The organism is Halomonas sp. AOP12-B1-6, from assembly GCF_052379225.1.
In the GTDB taxonomy this organism is placed as follows: Bacteria; Pseudomonadota; Gammaproteobacteria; order Pseudomonadales; family Halomonadaceae; genus Vreelandella; species Vreelandella casei.
The window spans coordinates 182,784-197,921 of the sequence record NZ_JBQSYK010000003.1 but is presented as its reverse complement, the minus strand read 5'-3'; the positions used below and the strand labels follow the sequence as shown (position 1 = coordinate 197,921).

The following is a 15,138-nucleotide window of genomic DNA, read 5'->3' as shown; positions in this document are numbered from 1 at the left end:
CCGGTGCGCTTTTCAATGCCTTTTTTGATGAAAATTTCACGATGCAGGCAAAGCCCGCAAACGGGCTAGCTCTGGTAAACTATCCGCCTTCCTATTTTTCAGTGCGCCAGGCTTGGTGCGCGCCATTTTTTCAATTTAGTTTTGCTTTTATAGGCCGTTGGGCCGAGGAGTTTTGCATGTCGTCGAACAGCACACCCAAGGTGGGCGTGATCATGGGGTCTAAGTCTGACTGGCCCGTCATGGAGCACGCAGTGGCGATGCTGGAACAGTTGGGCGTGGCGTATGAAACGCGCGTGGTATCGGCTCATCGCACGCCTGACCTGCTGTTCGACTATGCCAAGAGCGCGGCTGAGCGCGGCCTACAGGTGATTGTGGCTGGCGCGGGTGGCGCGGCCCACTTGCCGGGTATGGTTGCTTCACAAACGCCGCTGCCCGTGCTGGGCGTGCCGGTAGAGTCCAAAGCCTTGAAGGGCCTGGATTCACTGCTTTCGATTGCGCAGATGCCGGGTGGTATTGCGGTAGGAACACTCGCAATTGGTAAAGCGGGGGCGACCAACGCCGGGCTACTGGCGGCACAAATCGTCGGCCTGCAAGATGCTGCGGTGCGCAGTGCGGTAGAAGCCTTTCGCGCTGAGCAGACCCAGAAAGTACTCGACAACCCAGATCCGCGCCCCGAGCCGGACGTTGAATAAGGAAGCTCGGTTATGACGTCTGGTATTACCAAGCATTCAGGCATGACCCAACGTATTGGCATTTTAGGCGCCGGTCAGCTTGGCCGTATGTTAGCGCTGGCAGGATATCCGCTGGGCAATCGCTTCACCTTCCTGGATACCACGGGCAACCCCAGTGCAGGCATCGGTGAGGTGATCATCGACCCCGATAACCAGCGCTTGGCCGAGTTCCTGGCTAACGTCGATGTGGTGACCTACGAGTTTGAACACTTGCCCGTTCAATTGGTGCGCGACATTGAACAGCACAAGCCGGTATATCCCAGCAGCCGGGCAATTGAAGTGTGCCAGAACCGCGTCGAAGAAAAGACGCTGTTTGATCGCTTAGGCATCCCCACGCCCGCCTACCGAGTTGTTGAGAGTGCCGAGCAGCTTGAAGCTGCCGCTCGTGAGCTTGGCTGCCCCGTGGTGGCCAAATCAGTCACTGAAGGCTACGACGGCAAAGGCCAAGCGGTGCTGAAGCATCCTGATCAGGCGCAGGATGCATGGGCGGCTATCGGCCACTCGCAGCTGGTCGTTGAGGCCTTCGTTGATTTTGTGCGAGAAGTGTCAATGATTGCTGTACGGGGTCGCGATGGCGAGGTGGTGTTCTATCCCATGGCGGAAAACCAGCACGTCGACGGCATTTTGCGCTACTCGGTCGCGCCGTTGCCTGACTTGGATGCCAGCGTTCAGCAAACCGCCGATAGCTACATTCGGGCACTGTTAGATGAGCTGGATTATGTGGGTGTACTGGCGCTGGAGTTATTTCAAACCCGTGACGGCAGCCTTCTAGCCAATGAAATGGCGCCACGCGTGCATAATTCAGGCCATTGGACCATGGATGGGGCCGTCACCAGCCAGTTTGAAAACCATCTGCGTGCGATACAGGGGCTGCCGCTAGGCGATACGCAAGCGATTGCGCCCACCTGCATGATTAACGTCATTGGCCGCGAAGGCGATAATGCGGCCATGTTGGCGCTTGCTAACACGCATCTGCACCGCTATGACAAAGCTGAGCGCGCCGGTCGTAAGCTTGCCCACGTCAATATCCTAGCGGCCAACCACGCCGAACTGCTTGAAAAAGTGCGCACATGTAGCGCTTTGATGCCGGAGGCGCCGTCGCCAGCGCTTAGCTTTACTGACAAGCTCTGATAGCAAACTGTAATAGCAAAAAGCCGCCTGCTAGCAACAGGCGGCTTTTTAGTGCTGGCGATTGAGCACTACTGATTAAGCACTAATGATTGAGCGCTGCTGATCACTGACGCATTTAGCTCAACTGGCCACTCAGTAGTACCCACAGCGCAATTAATGCGAAGTGGCCGGGATACCAGGCTAGCCATAAACGGCGCGGCATCTCCACGATGACGGTGGGAATATAGCGGGCCGCACCGGCTGCTAAAATCAGCACGATGACGCAGGTGCCAACGGTGAATGATTTGGCCATATCCGAAGCATTCATTTGCCCTGCGATCCAGAGCACTGGAAAGGCCGCTAGCCCCGCCCATAGGCGCGCTTGGAAATGGTTGCCTGCTTGATGTAATGCGTGCATCGCAAACATTAATAGCGGAATCAGCAGCAGCCCGTTATGACCGTATTCCACCCAAAACCCGAGTAAATACCAAACCGTCACACCGACCGCTGAACCGGCTAACAGCCAAGGTAACCCTAGCGTTTGCTGCTGATAGTGCTGCCAGCCTTGGCGGACTAACGTACCCAGCACTAGGCCACTGGCCAGGGTAAAACAGACGTTTAAGATAAACGCGTCGGATGCACGGGGCATGACCATATAGGGCAACTGAGCAACCAGGCCAATCACTAAAATGCGGCGTGAATAGCGTAGCGGGTTACGCGTATTAAACAGCCCGTGCCAGGCCACCATCGCAGCGAAGAGTGGGAAAGCAATGCGGCCAATGGATGAACCTGCCCAACCTAAATCCCAATCACCCGGCAATACATAGCGCGTTAGATGATCGACGGTCATTGTGAACAGTGCTAACCATTGCCCCCAGCCAGTCCAATGGGATGACGGGCGCGAGCGAGTGTCTGGGTGAGTACCCGGTGAAAGAGCCATAAAACCTCCGTGTTGATCAACTGCAATGATACACAGACTCAGGCAGTTCTACCTAGTTCACTGAATTTGCTGCGTTTGAAAGGAGTGGGAATGGGCGGTAGCTGAGCGAGAATGTGCCGGCATTGTACTGCTTTAAAACGCGTCACCCCGGCATAGGCCGGGGTGACGATAGCACTTATTACTCGTTAAGCAGGAGACTACCCACTGAGTGCTGCGATTACTCTTCGCCGAAGTAGCGCGTAAAGATTTCGTCGTAGGTGCCGTCTTCTTGTACTTCAGCCAGCGCTTCGTTGAATTTCTCGGCTAGCGCTTCATCGCGCTGACGGAAGGCGATACCAAAGCCATCGCCGAAGTATTCCTTGGGTTCGCTAATGCGCTCACCGATCACCACATAGTCAGCGTCGTCGCTTTCAAGCAGCGTTGTTTTGCCAATCGGGAAGTCGAGGAAAACGATGTCCAGACGCTCGGCTTCCATGTCCAGCACCATGTCGTCAGCCGTAGAGTAGCGGCTGATTTCGGCGACGCTGCTAAAGTTGTCCGTGACGTAGTTATCTTGCAAGGTGCCGCGCTGAACGCCGATGGTCATGCCTTCCAGCGTTTCTTCATTCGCTTCGCTGATGTCCAGGTCGCTGGCGGCGAACCAGGCTGACGGCATAGTGATGTAGGCGTCAGAAAACAGCACCTGCTCACGACGCTCATCGTTGATGGTCATCGACGACATGATGGCGTCATAGTTGCGTGACATTAAGCCTGGAATAATGCCATCCCACTCTTGCTCGACCCATTCGCAGGTAACGCCCATGCGATCGCACAGCTCGTTGCCAAGGTCGATATCAAAGCCGGTAAGCTCACCTTCAGCGGTGCGAAATTCCATCGGCTCATAGGGAACGTCTACGCCAATACGCACGTTATCGTAATCACGCGCTTGGGCGGAGGAGGCTGCGGCGATGGCTACGCCCAGAAGAGAAACCGTTACTAGTTTTTTCATTTTTCTACTCCGTAGAAAACAGGTTTACTAATTATCATCCCCTTTAACGTACCCCAGCTGGTGGCAGACGAAAAGAGGCAATTACTGCTATAAACCAACGCTTGTTTGACGGTGGTAGATTTAGGTTTGCTACTGCCACAAACTTATCAGGCCCAGGGGCTAGCATTGATTGATTACGGCGTTTGCGGCTGTAAGTGCGCCAATAGGCGTTTTTCTAAGAAACGGAAAAAGTACAAAATTCCGAACGTTAAGCACAGGTAGATAGCGGCGACAAACAGAAACGCATCGAACGGCGCGTAAAAACGCGCGTACACAAATCGAGCGGCACCGGTTAAATCCATCAGCGTTACTACGCTGGCAATCGCACTGGCATGCAGCATAAAGATAACTTCGTTGCCGTAGGCTGGTAGGGCACGACGAAAGGCGCTGGGCAAAATGATTCGCCGCATCATTAGGCTTTGTGACATGCCATAGGCGCGGGCGGCTTCAATTTCACCTTGCGACGTCGCTTTGATCGCACCGCGAAAAATCTCGGTGGTATATGCCGCAGTGTTCAGCGTGAAGGCAATCAACGCAGGGTAAAAAGCGCCGCGCAGTATGGGCCATAAAAAAGACTCTTGAATGCCGTCGATAAACACCACGCCGTAATAAATGATGTAAAGCTGAATCAGCAGCGGCGTGCCGCGAAATACGTAGGTAAACAGGTAAGTCGGCAAACTAATCCATTTGTGCTTTGAGCTGCGCATAATCGCCAGCGGCACGGCAATAATCAGCCCCGCAATCAGTGATAAAAAGACCAGTTGTGTGGTGGTGACCAAGCCTTCCCAGTAGTAGCCCAGCGTATTCGCGGTAAAAATGGTGTTGTCAGCGAGCAGGTCATTAAACCAAGTAGAAATATCAAGCATCTCACTGACCTCCAAAGCCGATGTCATAGCGTTTCTGCAAGCGCGCAAAAATCCATTCAGATACGCTGGCAATTAGCAGATAAACCACTGCGACGGGAATCAAAAAGGTAAACGGTTCGTGAGTGGCGCGGGAGGCTTCGGCGGCTACGCGAACCATATCGGTCAGGCCAATAACGGACACCAGCGCAGTGGTTTTCAGCAGTACCATCCAGTTATTCGATAGCCCTGGCAGCGCATGGCGCATCATTTGCGGGAAACGAATGCGTCTAAATACTAGGCTGCTACTCATGCCGTAGGCTTTACCCGCTTCAATCTGGCCGTTGTCGACCGCCATAAAGGCACCGCGAAAGGTCTCGCCCATATAGGCGCCAAAGATAAAGCCAATGGTCAGCACGCCGGCGGCGAAGGCATTGAAGTTAATATAAAGATCGATCTCGTAGTTGTAATAAAGCATGTCGCTAATAGCATTCACGCCAATTTGGCCGCCAAAAAAGAGCAGCATCATAAGCACGAGATCAGGCACGCCACGAATTAACGTAGTGTAAACAGTAGCCGTTCGCCTTAAAAACCAATTACGCGACATCTTTGCGGTGGCGGTTAGCAGCCCCAAAATAATCGACAGGAGTAACGATAGCACCGCCAACTGAATAGTGACGCCAGCCCCTTCGATCAGCCGGGGACCATAACCTTGTAAATCAAGCATGGTAAGCCTCGCAGATCAGTATTTGGGTGCTAAAAATTGTTTCAGACGCGCAGACTGCGGATTGCCAAGCACCTGATCCGGTGGCCCCGCTTCTTCCACTAAGCCCTGATGAAGATAAATAACCTGACTGGATACATCGCGAGCAAAGCTCATCTCGTGTGTCACCACGACCATCGTTCGGCCTTCTTCAGCCAAACCGTGCATGACTTTGAGTACGTCGCCGACAAGCTCAGGGTCAAGTGCAGAGGTGGGCTCGTCAAACAGCATGACTTCTGGGTCCATCGCCAGGGCACGGGCAATCGCGCCACGCTGCTGCTGACCACCTGACATTTGCGCGGGGTAAGCATTGGCGCGCGCCGTTAAGCCAACCCGATCGAGCAAGGCGTGGGCATGCTCTAGGGCTTCTTTTTTGGGTTTTTTCAGCACATGGATTGGCGCTTCTATAATATTTTCCAGCAGCGTCATGTGTGCCCACAGGTTGAAACTTTGGAACACCATCGAAAGCTTGGCCCGCATCTGCACGACCTGCTTCCAATCTTCCGGCTCGCGGCCGTGTTTAGTTGTCTTAAAGCGGATTGACTCGCCGTGAACAATGAGTTCGCCATCGTCGGGCTGCTCAAGCAGGTTCATGCAGCGTAAAAAGGTACTTTTACCTGACCCAGAGGCGCCAATCAGTGTGATGACATCGCCCTTTTGGGCTTGCAGTGAAAGGCCTTTTAGGACTTCCGTATCGCCAAAGCGCTTTTTAATATTACGCACTTCAAGGGGCGTAGGCGTAGCGGCCATAACATTGGCTCCAGTACAGAGTTGCCGCAGCAACAGTAGGTTGTTTGGTGCGGCTGGCGCGAAAAAGGGGGCGATTCTATCAGGCTGGGTACGCTGCGCGCGCCCTAATTATGACATTAAGCATTCGACGCTGGTCGCTTTGCTTAATGGCCTGTGATCTTCTCGCCATTATTATTGTCAACATCGCTTACTTTCATACGGTTTTAAAGCCCATTTTTTCTCAGTTCTTTCGTGATGCTCTTAAAATTGTACTGATTTAAGATTGCGCTGAAATGGGTGCTACTAATAATGCTGCCCTAGCGCCCACTTCAACGTTGGCGTTAGGAAACACCACGCAAAGAGGCGTATCGCCTACTCGAAAATCACCCGCAGTGCCGTCTTGAGACAACAGCGTGCCGGGTTCGAAGCGGCTGAAATTGAGCGTGTCGTCGCCAAAACAGAGTTGGAAATCGTCAGAGTGGCGCATGAGTTCGTGGTGAACTTGAAAAAACACCATCTGTGACGCTGGCTTACCTGCTGGCTGATGACCTTCACTCAGTGATGTAAGCAGCGCACGCATGGGTGCCAGCGATGCCATGTCGTTTTGGCCAAAAGGTGCGACACGCCCCAGCTCAATAGTAAACGCCTGGGCTGCGTGATAATGCTTGCTGTAGTGAGAGAATGTCCAGCTGTGCTGATGTTGATGCAGCACTGCCTGCATGTCCGCCGCGGCGAACCAGCTCCACTGCGAAGGGGCGGTCGCTGATTGCGCAAAGGGCTCCACGACAAAGCGTGGGTAGCGACTGCCTCGAATGGCGGTATGAAGGTCGTAATGCAGCTTGGGGCGATCGGTATGGCGGGTATAAAAATGATCGACCGCGTCCATTAGTTCACGGGCGCGATCAGGTTCTGGGCCTTCAACTGTTAGCTCGCGGTTGAACAGGCGGTTTAAATTGGTGCTGAGAAAGCGCTGCTGAGCCTTAAGCGCAGGCAAGTTGCCTAGAATGACTAACACGGGCGCGCCCAGCGTCGCGGTGCCTGCTTCCAAAGCGCTTAGCCACTCACCGATCAGCTCAACCGGCGCCGTTTCGTTGCCGTGGATCGCTGCTGAAAAGATGCAAGCGTGGGCATCAGCGCTTGGCTGATGAGGGGTGAGCTCCATAATGCCAGGCGCGTGTAAAGAATACGTTCCGCTTCTAAAAGCGCCGCTGCGAGAGGCGGGGGGCTGCCCGTCAAGCGACCAATCGAGCCAGTGGCCTAGCATTGTTGGTTCCTTCATCCGTGTGGTTGTCAGTATAACCGTGAGCCTAGGTTTAGCACGTTGAGCGAGTGTGACAAACCCATAGGTCGTTCGCGTGAAAAAGCCCAGTTTAATCATGAAACAATGAAAAAGCGCCCATGCTAGGCATGAGCGCTTTTTTTGCAGAAGGAATGTCAGGTTAGGCTGAACGCTGGCGCTTCATCTCTTGCTGATACTCGCTGGCGAGAGAGGTTTTTTGTTTGTCTTCAAGCCCACGCCCAGCCAGCTGGAAAACTTCTTGCTCTTCTTCATCCAGGTGATGGGTCACTAAATGCTGCAGCTGTTTAGCATGGGTCAGCCAGTGAGTCGCACTATATTCAGTTTCATCAAGCAGCTCTAATAGCTCGTCAATCTCATGGTGCTCAGCCACGCTGTGGCGCGCTTTTTCTTGGGTGAGATCAATGGCCATCATGGGGATATACAGCGCCCGCTCTTCCGCCGCCGCATGGCCGTGCAATTCAGCCCGCACCTGCTGATACAGGTTAGCGCGCTCTTCACTGTCGCCGTGAGTCTCAACTAACTGGGCGAGCAGGTCGCGCTGAATATCATGATCCTTGCGCAGGGCTTCAAAAATCGTCATTCCTAGCTCCTTGGAAACGTTTCAGGGGTTGGCATGACAAAGCTAGTGGTGGATGGCGTAAAGTGCAAGGTGACGCCGCTCGCTGGCGTCGTGGTTCTTGAACAATTTCACTTACTATAGGCGTTGCTATATCACGCTATGCTATTGAGCTTGGTTATATACACGTCGCAGCATGAATAAAATGATTGATCATAATCAGACCATCTCTTTTCAATTCGAGCGTGTTTTTAAGCGGGCCAAACTTAGATAGCGTTCTTTAGAGGGAATTAAGTGCTCCATGCATAGCTGGCAAAGCCGGTCGCGATCTTGCTTTTGAATGGCGTCAATCATCGCAAAATGCTCGTTGCAAGCGAGCTGAAGGCTGGCGGCATCGGAAATTGCCATAAACCTTATAGAGTGCGCTTTTTGGGCAAATTCGTTGATACAGTCTGACAGGTAGCTATTGCCAGTCGCCGAAAATAACGTGCGATGAAACGCAATGTTAAGCCGGAATACGCGATGTAGGTCTTGTTGCTTAATAGCGTCACTGTGCTGTTCCTGAATCACGATCAATTGCGCTAGCATTTCAGGCGGGGCGGGGAGAGGAATCGACCGTGCACCTGCCGTTTCTAACAGTTCCCGCATTGCATAGAGCTGTTCTACTTCTGCTGGAGTGTAAGCTTTTACGAATGCTCCGCGATTTTTTATACGTTCGACCAGTCCAATAGTTTCAAGTTGGAACAGTGCTTGGCGAACGGCGTGGCGTTTGCAGTTGAAACGCTCAATGAGATCTTCCTCTACCAGCCTTTCCTTAGGATTGAGCCGTCCTAATACAATGTCTTCTTCGACTGCTTTGACGATTTGATCGATGCCAAACGTTTCAGAGGGAGAGGAGGCGTAGTTGAGCTGTGTCATAAGTAATGGCTGTCATCCTTGCCGAAGCATTAGGGAGTTAATTATCGGTATCCATTCAAGCTGGATACCGATAATGGTAGCAAGAACTGCTTAGCAGGCGTAACTAATGACCTCTAGGTATTCTTGAAGTGCTGGCCGGGCGGCAGAAATCAAAATCGCAGCCCTGTTCTGCCTGAAGAATATGCTCTAGAAACAAGCGGCGATAGCCTCGTTCTTTTTCAGGCTCAATAGTGGGTTTTAATAATGATTTACGTGCCTTAAGCTCAGCCTCATCTACCATTAAGTTTAGCAGGCGTTGAGTCACGTCTAGCTGAATCAGGTCGCCGTTTTGTACCAGCGCAAGCGGTCCCATTTCTGCAGCCTCAGGAGAAACGTGGAGTACGATTGTGCCTGATGCCGTTCCGCTCATCCGCCCATCCGAAATCCGAACCATATCTTTCACACCCTGAGCAGCAAGTTTTTTAGGGATAGGGATATAGCCAGCTTCAGGCATTCCTGGGGCTCCTTTGGGGCCTATGTTTTGTAAGACAAGCACATCATCTGCTTTAACATCAAGCGCAGGATCATCAATACGTTTGGCAAGATCTTCTAAACCGGTAAAAACGACCGCACGACCGGTATGACACATTAATGCCGCGGAGGCTGCTGACTGTTTAATGATTGCACCGCCGGGTGCCAAGTTACCTTTTACAACCGCCATGCCTCCCTGTGCATAAATTGGGTTTTCTTTGTTACGCACAACTTGCTGATTGAGAATATGCGGACTGGAATCTAGGTTTTCACCGAGCGTGCGACCATTGATGGTGACTACATCTAGGTGTAGCAACGGGCGAATTTCTCGTAACAATGCTGCTAATCCACCGGCCTGATGCAAATGCTCCATATAGTGTTCGCCCGACGGTTTAAGATTGACCAATACCGGGGTTTCACGGCTCATGCGGTCAAACTGCTCAAGATCGATATCAATACCCAGCCGGCCCGCGATAGCGGCCATGTGAATAAGACCATTCGTAGAACCGCCTAAAGCGAGGAGCACACGCAATGCATTTTCAAAGGCCTCCTCGGTCATGATGCTTTGCGGCGTAATCTGCTCTACTGCGAGACGCACGGCTTCAGTACCCGTTTGCTCGGCAATGCGGAGCCGGTCAGCAAATACAGCGGGTGCCGTGGCGCTGCCGGGCAGCATCATGCCCATTGCTTCCGCTAAGCAGGCCATAGTGCTGGCGGTTCCCATTACCGAACATGTTCCTACGGTTGGTACCAGCTTATCGTTTACCTCTGTGATTTCTTGCTCATCAATCTCCTGGCCGCGATAGGCGGCCCAATAGCGTCTGCAGTCTGTACAGGCGCCAACGCGTGTGCCGCGGTGTGAGCCGCTTAGCATAGGGCCCGTTACCAATTGAATAGCGGGAACATTTGCGCTTGCTGCTGCCATTAATTGCGCTGGGACGGTCTTGTCACAGCCGCCAATCAGTACCACGGCATCCATCGGCTGAGCACGAATCATCTCCTCTGTATCCAGCGCCATGAGGTTGCGCAGGTACATGCTGGTCGGATGAGAAAAAGATTCGTGTAAAGAAATGGTTGGAAAATCGACCGGTAATCCTCCTGCCAGCATGACACCCCGCTTAACACTTTCCACTAATCCCGCAACATTGCCATGGCAGGCGTTGTAACCGCTGTAAGTATTGGCAATACCGATCACCGGACGCGACAAAGCATCGTCGGTGTAGCCCATGCCCTTAATAAAAGCTTTGCGTAGGAACAGTGAAAACCCTTCATCGCCGTAGTTTGTTAGCCCCTTACGCATTCCTTGGGAGTGATTGTGATTGTTAGTTGTCATGGCAAACCCCTTCTCTGTGGATCAAACGGTCACGCTGGACTTTAGTATTGTTGTTAACAAGATTATTGACAATCTTATTGTCAATGTACTAGTTTTTTCCATGCATGCCAAATAAAAGTCCACATGCATCACAGCCTAAGCACCATGACAAATACGATAAAAAAGGTGGCAATAATGAAGACCAAACTACTTTCAATTTCCATACTCGTAGCAGCAGCCGCTGTTCCTTTGGCAGTACATGCTGAGTACTCCGTGACCGATGAAATTCGCGTATTGCAGGGATTTCAGGCAGGGGGTGGTAGTGATGCGCTTGCTCAACTGGCCCATCCGTATCTTCGGGAAATTCTCGGGGTCAACTTCATCAATGAATACATTCCGGGAGCAACGGGGGCTATCGCCTGGACGCGATTGACCCATCAATCGCCTAACGATGGTTCAGTTATCAGCATTACCAATACACCGATGTTAATGACCAACTACATCATTAATGACTCGATCTCTTACAACATTGATCAGCTAACGCCCATCGCGAATGTGGTGACAGACCCTGGTGTGATCGTGGTGCACCCCGATAGCCCTTACCAAACCATTGAGGAGCTGCTGGCAGCCGCTGAGGAGACTCCAGGGCGCATCACTATTGGTAACTCGGGGATTGGTGGCGACGATTATTTTTCCACGATCATGGTGGAAAACGCATCAGGGCTAAGCTTCGAGAAAATTCCCTTTGCCGGCGATGGCCCTTCGGCAACGGCCGCGATGGGTGGCCAAATTGATGCGTCGTTTAACAACGTGGGTATCGTTTACGGGCATCTGCAAGCCGATAGTTTGCGCGCTCTGGCTGTGTTATCTGCCGAACGTCTCCCGATGCTTCCTGATGTGCCCACGCTTAGAGAAATCGGTTACGACGTCGTGAATGGTTCATCACGGGGCTACAGCGCGCCTGCGGGCATTCCAGATCAGGCGAGGGATGAGCTTATTGCCGCTTTTGAAGAGCTTGCGACGAATGAAGAGTTTCTTCAGCGCGCTGAAGAGCGTGCTTTTTATATCGATATTGTGACCGGAGATGACTACATGGAAATGATGAAGAATATGGAAGAGAGCTTCTCCGCGATTTGGGATGAGCTGGATGAAGATGCCGAATGATTAAAACGCTAGGAGCATGCTGATATGAATATGAGTCGCTTGTCGCTAGGCGTGTTTGGAGTGTGCTTGGCGATATTCTTTTTTATCCACAACATCGAGTATCCGGCGCGAGCGGCTCAAATTCCGCTGATTTTTTCCACGGCTGTTGGCCTTTTGTCTTTGGCGTGGATCGTTCAGCAAGTTTGGTCGATCAGAAAACTGCGGCGAACGGCGGTTGGTACATCGACGTTTAGCAGCAGTATCACTGCCGCTGCCCCAAGCGCTTACGGGCGATACGTAAAAGCATTCAGCATTTATGCCGTTGCTCTGATGTATGCCTATAGCATTGGCGTGGTTGGTTATTTTATTGCATCAGCGATGTTTATGGGGCTTGCGTTACTCATTGTCCGTGAAGTGGGCGTTCGCTATGCGCTTGTAGGCTCCGGAGCGCTTTTGGGCACGATAGGCTTAGTATTTTTCTACTTTCTAGGCCTTAACATGCCCATGCTTCCCACGTTTTTGTAATCATCCTGCATATGGAGTGAGTCATGGACTCGAGTATGTTGATGGCAGGTATTGCCAATGTTTTGTCTTGGTCAAATCTGCTGCTAATCATTGGCGGCACGTTGCTAGGAATGTTTGTGGGGGCTATGCCTGGCCTCTCAGCCACAATGGCACTGGCTTTATTACTGCCTGTAACGTTTAGCATGGAACCTGGTGCCGGACTTAGCATGTTGGCATCGCTCTATTTGGGTGCGTCATACGGTGGTTCCATCTCCGCTATTTTGCTTAATACCCCGGGAACACCGTCCGCAGCGGCCACCGTTTTGGATGGCTATCCTCTATCTCAGCAGGGCAAAGCCGGTAAAGCATTAGGGGTCTCACTGTTTGCATCGTTTTGTGGAGGCTTAATGAGTGGGATCGCGCTGTTAGTGGCCGCTCCACTACTGGGCGTTGTAGTACTCAAATTCGGCCCAATCGAGCTATTTGCTGTGGCCGTCTTGGGTATCACAATTATCGGCTCTTTGTCCCAGGGCTCAGTGATATCGGGGCTTCTTTCTGGCGGTATTGGCTTGCTCGTGAGCACCGTGGGGATGGATCTGATAACCGGCACGCCTCGTATGACATTTGGCCAAATGAATCTCTTTTCAGGCATCAGTTTTACGGTGGCACTGATTGGACTTTTCTCCATTCCCCAGGCACTGCTGCTGATAGAAAAGAGTGGTCAGGGGGAAAAGAAAATTGCCAATAAAATTACCGATAAATTGATGCCTCGGTGGGCCGATATTAAGACTTTGATGCCCAACATTGGGCGCTCTGGCGTGATCGGGATTATTACGGGCCTGATACCCGGTACCGGTGGCGATACTGCCAGTTGGTTTGCTTATAACGAGGCCAAGCGCTTTGCCAAGGATAAGAGTCGTTTTGGTAAGGGAGATTTGGCAGGGCTTGCTGCGCCAGAGTCAGCCAATAATGCTGTAGTAGGTGGTGCGCTGATCCCAACGATTGCACTGGGCATACCCGGCAGCTCGTCTACGGCCATTCTGCTAGGCGCTTTAATGGTTCATGGGATTCTACCTGGGCCCAATCTACTAACAGAGCATGGCGAAGTTACCTACACACTGATTTGGGCCGTCATCATTGCTAACTTTGCACTGCTTGGCGTGGGGTTAATGTTCACCCGCATGTGCGTTGCTGTGACCAAAGTGCCTGATGGATTTGTGGCGTGTGCCATTATTGTGCTGTGTGTGGTGGGCTCGTTTGCTATCAACAATAGCTTCTTCGATGTCGGTTTGATGTTTGCCTTTGGCCTATTTGGTTACTGGATGCTCAAAGCAGGTATGGCGCCTGCTCCTATGGTTGTCGGGCTGATTCTTGGACCTGTCATGGAAACCAGCTACCAGCAGTCAATGCTGATTGGCGGTGGTAGCTTCATGATTTTTGCTAAAAGCCCGATTGCACTGTTTTTGTTGATTCTTGCGCTGTTCTCTGTGCTTCAGGCGACACCAGTGTTGGGCTGGCTGCGTCGGAGTCTTAGCCGTCGTACAAGCCAAGCATAACGGGCTATTAGAAACGCAATCACTCGATGATTATCAATAATGATAACTAGATGAATAACAAGCGAGAGTGTTATGGGCATCATTAAAGACGTCAAAGCAATTACGGTTAGTATCCCGTTGGATAATCCCACCAGCTTCTCTAGCCGGCAGGTATTACAGCGTGACTATGCGCTGGTTGAGATCACTTCAGATACGGGACATAAAGGCATTGGATTCTGCTATGGGGGCAGTAACGCAGGTGGATTAGTAACCCATGCAGTGCGTGAGCTATTACGTCCGATATTGCTGGGCCAGGAAACCTATCAGGTGGAAGGGCTGTGGCAGAAAATGTATCAGGAAGCGCTACTACATGGCCGCACGGGAGCGGTGATGCGAGCAATCAGTATTATCGATACTGCTTTGTGGGATCACAATGCTCGTGAGGTTGAGCTGCCACTCTATAAGTTACTGGGCGCTCATGCATCGGACAGTGTCGCAGCCTACGCAAGCGGTGGGTATTATTTGGAGGGTAAGCAACCAGAGCATCTTGCCGATGAGATGCGCGGCTATGTAGCGCAAGGTTTTAAGGCTATTAAATTAAAAGTAGGGCGTGAAACCCTGGCTAAAGAGGAAGCGCGCCTTGCCGCTGTGCGCGAGGCCGTTGGACCTGATGTGTTGGTGATGATGGATGCTAATAATGCATGGCGAGATCTGCCTTCGGCGTTAGCATTTATGCGCATGGCAGAACCTTATGACCCTTATTGGATTGAAGAGCCCTTTAGCCCTGATGACATTGATAATCATCGTCGGCTAGCCGAACGTACCCCGGTTCCGGTAGCCACGGGCGAAATAGAGGCGGGGCGCTGGCGATTTAAAGAGTTATTGGACAAAGATGCGGCCATGATTTTACAGACCGATGCAGCCGTCTGCGGTGGAGTGACCGAGTTCAGGCGTATAGCAGCAACGGCCTCCAGCTATGGTGTTGATGTCTGCCCTCACTGGTTTCACGATCTACATGTGCACCTGGTGGCGGCATCTCCAAATGCGCCTTTTGTAGAGTATTTTGCTGATGACCAGGTACTTAACTTTCGACGCTTGATTGATACGCAGCTGGTTGCGGAAAACGGGCGCTTGTTACTACCGACGGCCCCAGGACTCGGATTCAATTTCGATTCGCAGAGCATCGCTCGTTACGCCGTCGATGAGTGGCAATAACTA

The 15,138-nt window shown here is 52.0% G+C and carries 15 protein-coding genes; 6 read left to right on the top strand and 9 right to left on the bottom strand.

Going from position 1 to position 15,138, the window contains the following annotated elements; translation table 11 throughout:
* Nucleotides 1–176 precede the first annotated feature (176 nt).
* Both purE and ACT3TR_RS10010 read left to right on the top strand, forming a co-directional pair.
* A complete protein-coding gene (purE, locus tag ACT3TR_RS10015) occupies nt 177–692 on the top strand; it encodes a 5-(carboxyamino)imidazole ribonucleotide mutase (RefSeq protein WP_096278903.1) in 516 nt (171 codons plus the stop codon).
* Nucleotides 693–704: 12 nt separating this feature from the next.
* Nucleotides 705–1,862, top strand: coding sequence for a 5-(carboxyamino)imidazole ribonucleotide synthase (locus ACT3TR_RS10010; RefSeq protein ID WP_444625311.1), 1,158 nt, complete (start codon nt 705–707; stop codon nt 1,860–1,862).
* 115 nt (nt 1,863–1,977) lie between these two features.
* Here ACT3TR_RS10010 and ACT3TR_RS10005 read toward each other — a convergent pair whose 3' ends face one another.
* The 9 genes from ACT3TR_RS10005 to ACT3TR_RS09965 all read right to left on the bottom strand — a co-directional run bounded on the left by ACT3TR_RS10005 (nt 1,978) and on the right by ACT3TR_RS09965 (nt 10,759).
* Nucleotides 1,978–2,781, bottom strand: coding sequence for a TraX family protein (locus ACT3TR_RS10005; RefSeq protein ID WP_441684709.1), 804 nt, complete (start codon nt 2,779–2,781; stop codon nt 1,978–1,980).
* Between the two features lie 217 nt (nt 2,782–2,998).
* On the bottom strand, nt 2,999–3,769 hold the full coding sequence (locus ACT3TR_RS10000) for a transporter substrate-binding domain-containing protein (RefSeq protein WP_441684711.1): 771 nt from the start codon (nt 3,767–3,769) through the stop codon (nt 2,999–3,001).
* A 173-nt stretch (nt 3,770–3,942) separates the two neighbouring features.
* Nucleotides 3,943–4,674 (bottom strand): ABC transporter permease, encoded by a 732-nt coding sequence (locus ACT3TR_RS09995; protein ID WP_441684713.1) that lies wholly within the window; start codon nt 4,672–4,674, stop codon nt 3,943–3,945.
* Between the two features lies 1 nt (nt 4,675).
* Complete coding sequence (locus ACT3TR_RS09990) at nt 4,676–5,377, bottom strand: ABC transporter permease (protein WP_441684715.1); 702 nt, start codon at nt 5,375–5,377, stop codon at nt 4,676–4,678.
* Nucleotides 5,378–5,392: 15 nt separating this feature from the next.
* Entirely contained in the window at nt 5,393–6,163 is a 771-nt protein-coding gene (locus ACT3TR_RS09985; protein WP_441684717.1) for an ABC transporter ATP-binding protein, read from the bottom strand.
* Between the two features lie 256 nt (nt 6,164–6,419).
* Nucleotides 6,420–7,406, bottom strand: a complete 987-nt coding sequence (locus ACT3TR_RS09980) for a succinylglutamate desuccinylase (protein ID WP_444625312.1) — start codon at nt 7,404–7,406, stop codon at nt 6,420–6,422.
* A gap of 175 nt (nt 7,407–7,581) precedes the next feature.
* Complete coding sequence (locus ACT3TR_RS09975) at nt 7,582–8,022, bottom strand: hemerythrin domain-containing protein (RefSeq protein ID WP_441684720.1); 441 nt, start codon at nt 8,020–8,022, stop codon at nt 7,582–7,584.
* A gap of 210 nt (nt 8,023–8,232) precedes the next feature.
* Nucleotides 8,233–8,916: a GntR family transcriptional regulator gene (locus ACT3TR_RS09970; RefSeq protein ID WP_444625313.1), complete on the bottom strand. Its 684-nt coding sequence runs from the start codon at nt 8,914–8,916 to the stop codon at nt 8,233–8,235.
* Nucleotides 8,917–9,019: 103 nt separating this feature from the next.
* Nucleotides 9,020–10,759, bottom strand: a complete 1,740-nt coding sequence (locus ACT3TR_RS09965; RefSeq protein WP_444625314.1) for an IlvD/Edd family dehydratase — start codon at nt 10,757–10,759, stop codon at nt 9,020–9,022.
* 174 nt (nt 10,760–10,933) lie between these two features.
* Between ACT3TR_RS09965 and ACT3TR_RS09960 the strand changes: the two genes are divergently transcribed.
* The 4 genes from ACT3TR_RS09960 (at nt 10,934) to ACT3TR_RS09945 (ending at nt 15,135) form a co-directional block, all read left to right on the top strand.
* A complete protein-coding gene (locus tag ACT3TR_RS09960; RefSeq protein WP_444625315.1) occupies nt 10,934–11,902 on the top strand; it encodes a tripartite tricarboxylate transporter substrate binding protein in 969 nt (322 codons plus the stop codon).
* Nucleotides 11,903–11,926: 24 nt separating this feature from the next.
* Nucleotides 11,927–12,406, top strand: coding sequence for a tripartite tricarboxylate transporter TctB family protein (locus tag ACT3TR_RS09955; RefSeq protein WP_444625316.1), 480 nt, complete (start codon nt 11,927–11,929; stop codon nt 12,404–12,406).
* Between the two features lie 23 nt (nt 12,407–12,429).
* A complete protein-coding gene (locus tag ACT3TR_RS09950; RefSeq protein ID WP_444625317.1) occupies nt 12,430–13,941 on the top strand; it encodes a tripartite tricarboxylate transporter permease in 1,512 nt (503 codons plus the stop codon).
* Nucleotides 13,942–14,013: 72 nt separating this feature from the next.
* A complete protein-coding gene (locus ACT3TR_RS09945; RefSeq protein ID WP_444625318.1) occupies nt 14,014–15,135 on the top strand; it encodes a mandelate racemase/muconate lactonizing enzyme family protein in 1,122 nt (373 codons plus the stop codon).
* The last annotated feature ends 3 nt before the right edge of the window (nt 15,136–15,138 follow it).

Excerpts from the sequence above, each read along its gene's own strand:
- ACT3TR_RS09980 (WP_444625312.1), bottom strand. The coding sequence starts at position 7,406 with ATGCTAGGCCACTGGCTCGATTGGTCGCTTGACGGGCAGCCCCCCGCC.
- ACT3TR_RS10010 (WP_444625311.1), top strand. The coding sequence starts at position 705 with ATGACGTCTGGTATTACCAAGCATTCAGGCATGACCCAACGTATTGGC.
- ACT3TR_RS09965 (WP_444625314.1), bottom strand. The coding sequence starts at position 10,759 with ATGACAACTAACAATCACAATCACTCCCAAGGAATGCGTAAGGGGCTA.
- ACT3TR_RS09970 (WP_444625313.1), bottom strand. The coding sequence starts at position 8,916 with ATGACACAGCTCAACTACGCCTCCTCTCCCTCTGAAACGTTTGGCATC.
- ACT3TR_RS09975 (WP_441684720.1), bottom strand. The coding sequence starts at position 8,022 with ATGACGATTTTTGAAGCCCTGCGCAAGGATCATGATATTCAGCGCGAC.
- ACT3TR_RS09960 (WP_444625315.1), top strand. The coding sequence starts at position 10,934 with ATGAAGACCAAACTACTTTCAATTTCCATACTCGTAGCAGCAGCCGCT.
- ACT3TR_RS10005 (WP_441684709.1), bottom strand. The coding sequence starts at position 2,781 with ATGGCTCTTTCACCGGGTACTCACCCAGACACTCGCTCGCGCCCGTCA.
- ACT3TR_RS09950 (WP_444625317.1), top strand. The coding sequence starts at position 12,430 with ATGGACTCGAGTATGTTGATGGCAGGTATTGCCAATGTTTTGTCTTGG.
- ACT3TR_RS09945 (WP_444625318.1), top strand. The coding sequence starts at position 14,014 with ATGGGCATCATTAAAGACGTCAAAGCAATTACGGTTAGTATCCCGTTG.
- ACT3TR_RS09990 (WP_441684715.1), bottom strand. The coding sequence starts at position 5,377 with ATGCTTGATTTACAAGGTTATGGTCCCCGGCTGATCGAAGGGGCTGGC.
- ACT3TR_RS09985 (WP_441684717.1), bottom strand. The coding sequence starts at position 6,163 with ATGGCCGCTACGCCTACGCCCCTTGAAGTGCGTAATATTAAAAAGCGC.
- purE (WP_096278903.1), top strand. The coding sequence starts at position 177 with ATGTCGTCGAACAGCACACCCAAGGTGGGCGTGATCATGGGGTCTAAG.
- ACT3TR_RS10000 (WP_441684711.1), bottom strand. The coding sequence starts at position 3,769 with ATGAAAAAACTAGTAACGGTTTCTCTTCTGGGCGTAGCCATCGCCGCA.
- ACT3TR_RS09995 (WP_441684713.1), bottom strand. The coding sequence starts at position 4,674 with ATGCTTGATATTTCTACTTGGTTTAATGACCTGCTCGCTGACAACACC.
- ACT3TR_RS09955 (WP_444625316.1), top strand. The coding sequence starts at position 11,927 with ATGAATATGAGTCGCTTGTCGCTAGGCGTGTTTGGAGTGTGCTTGGCG.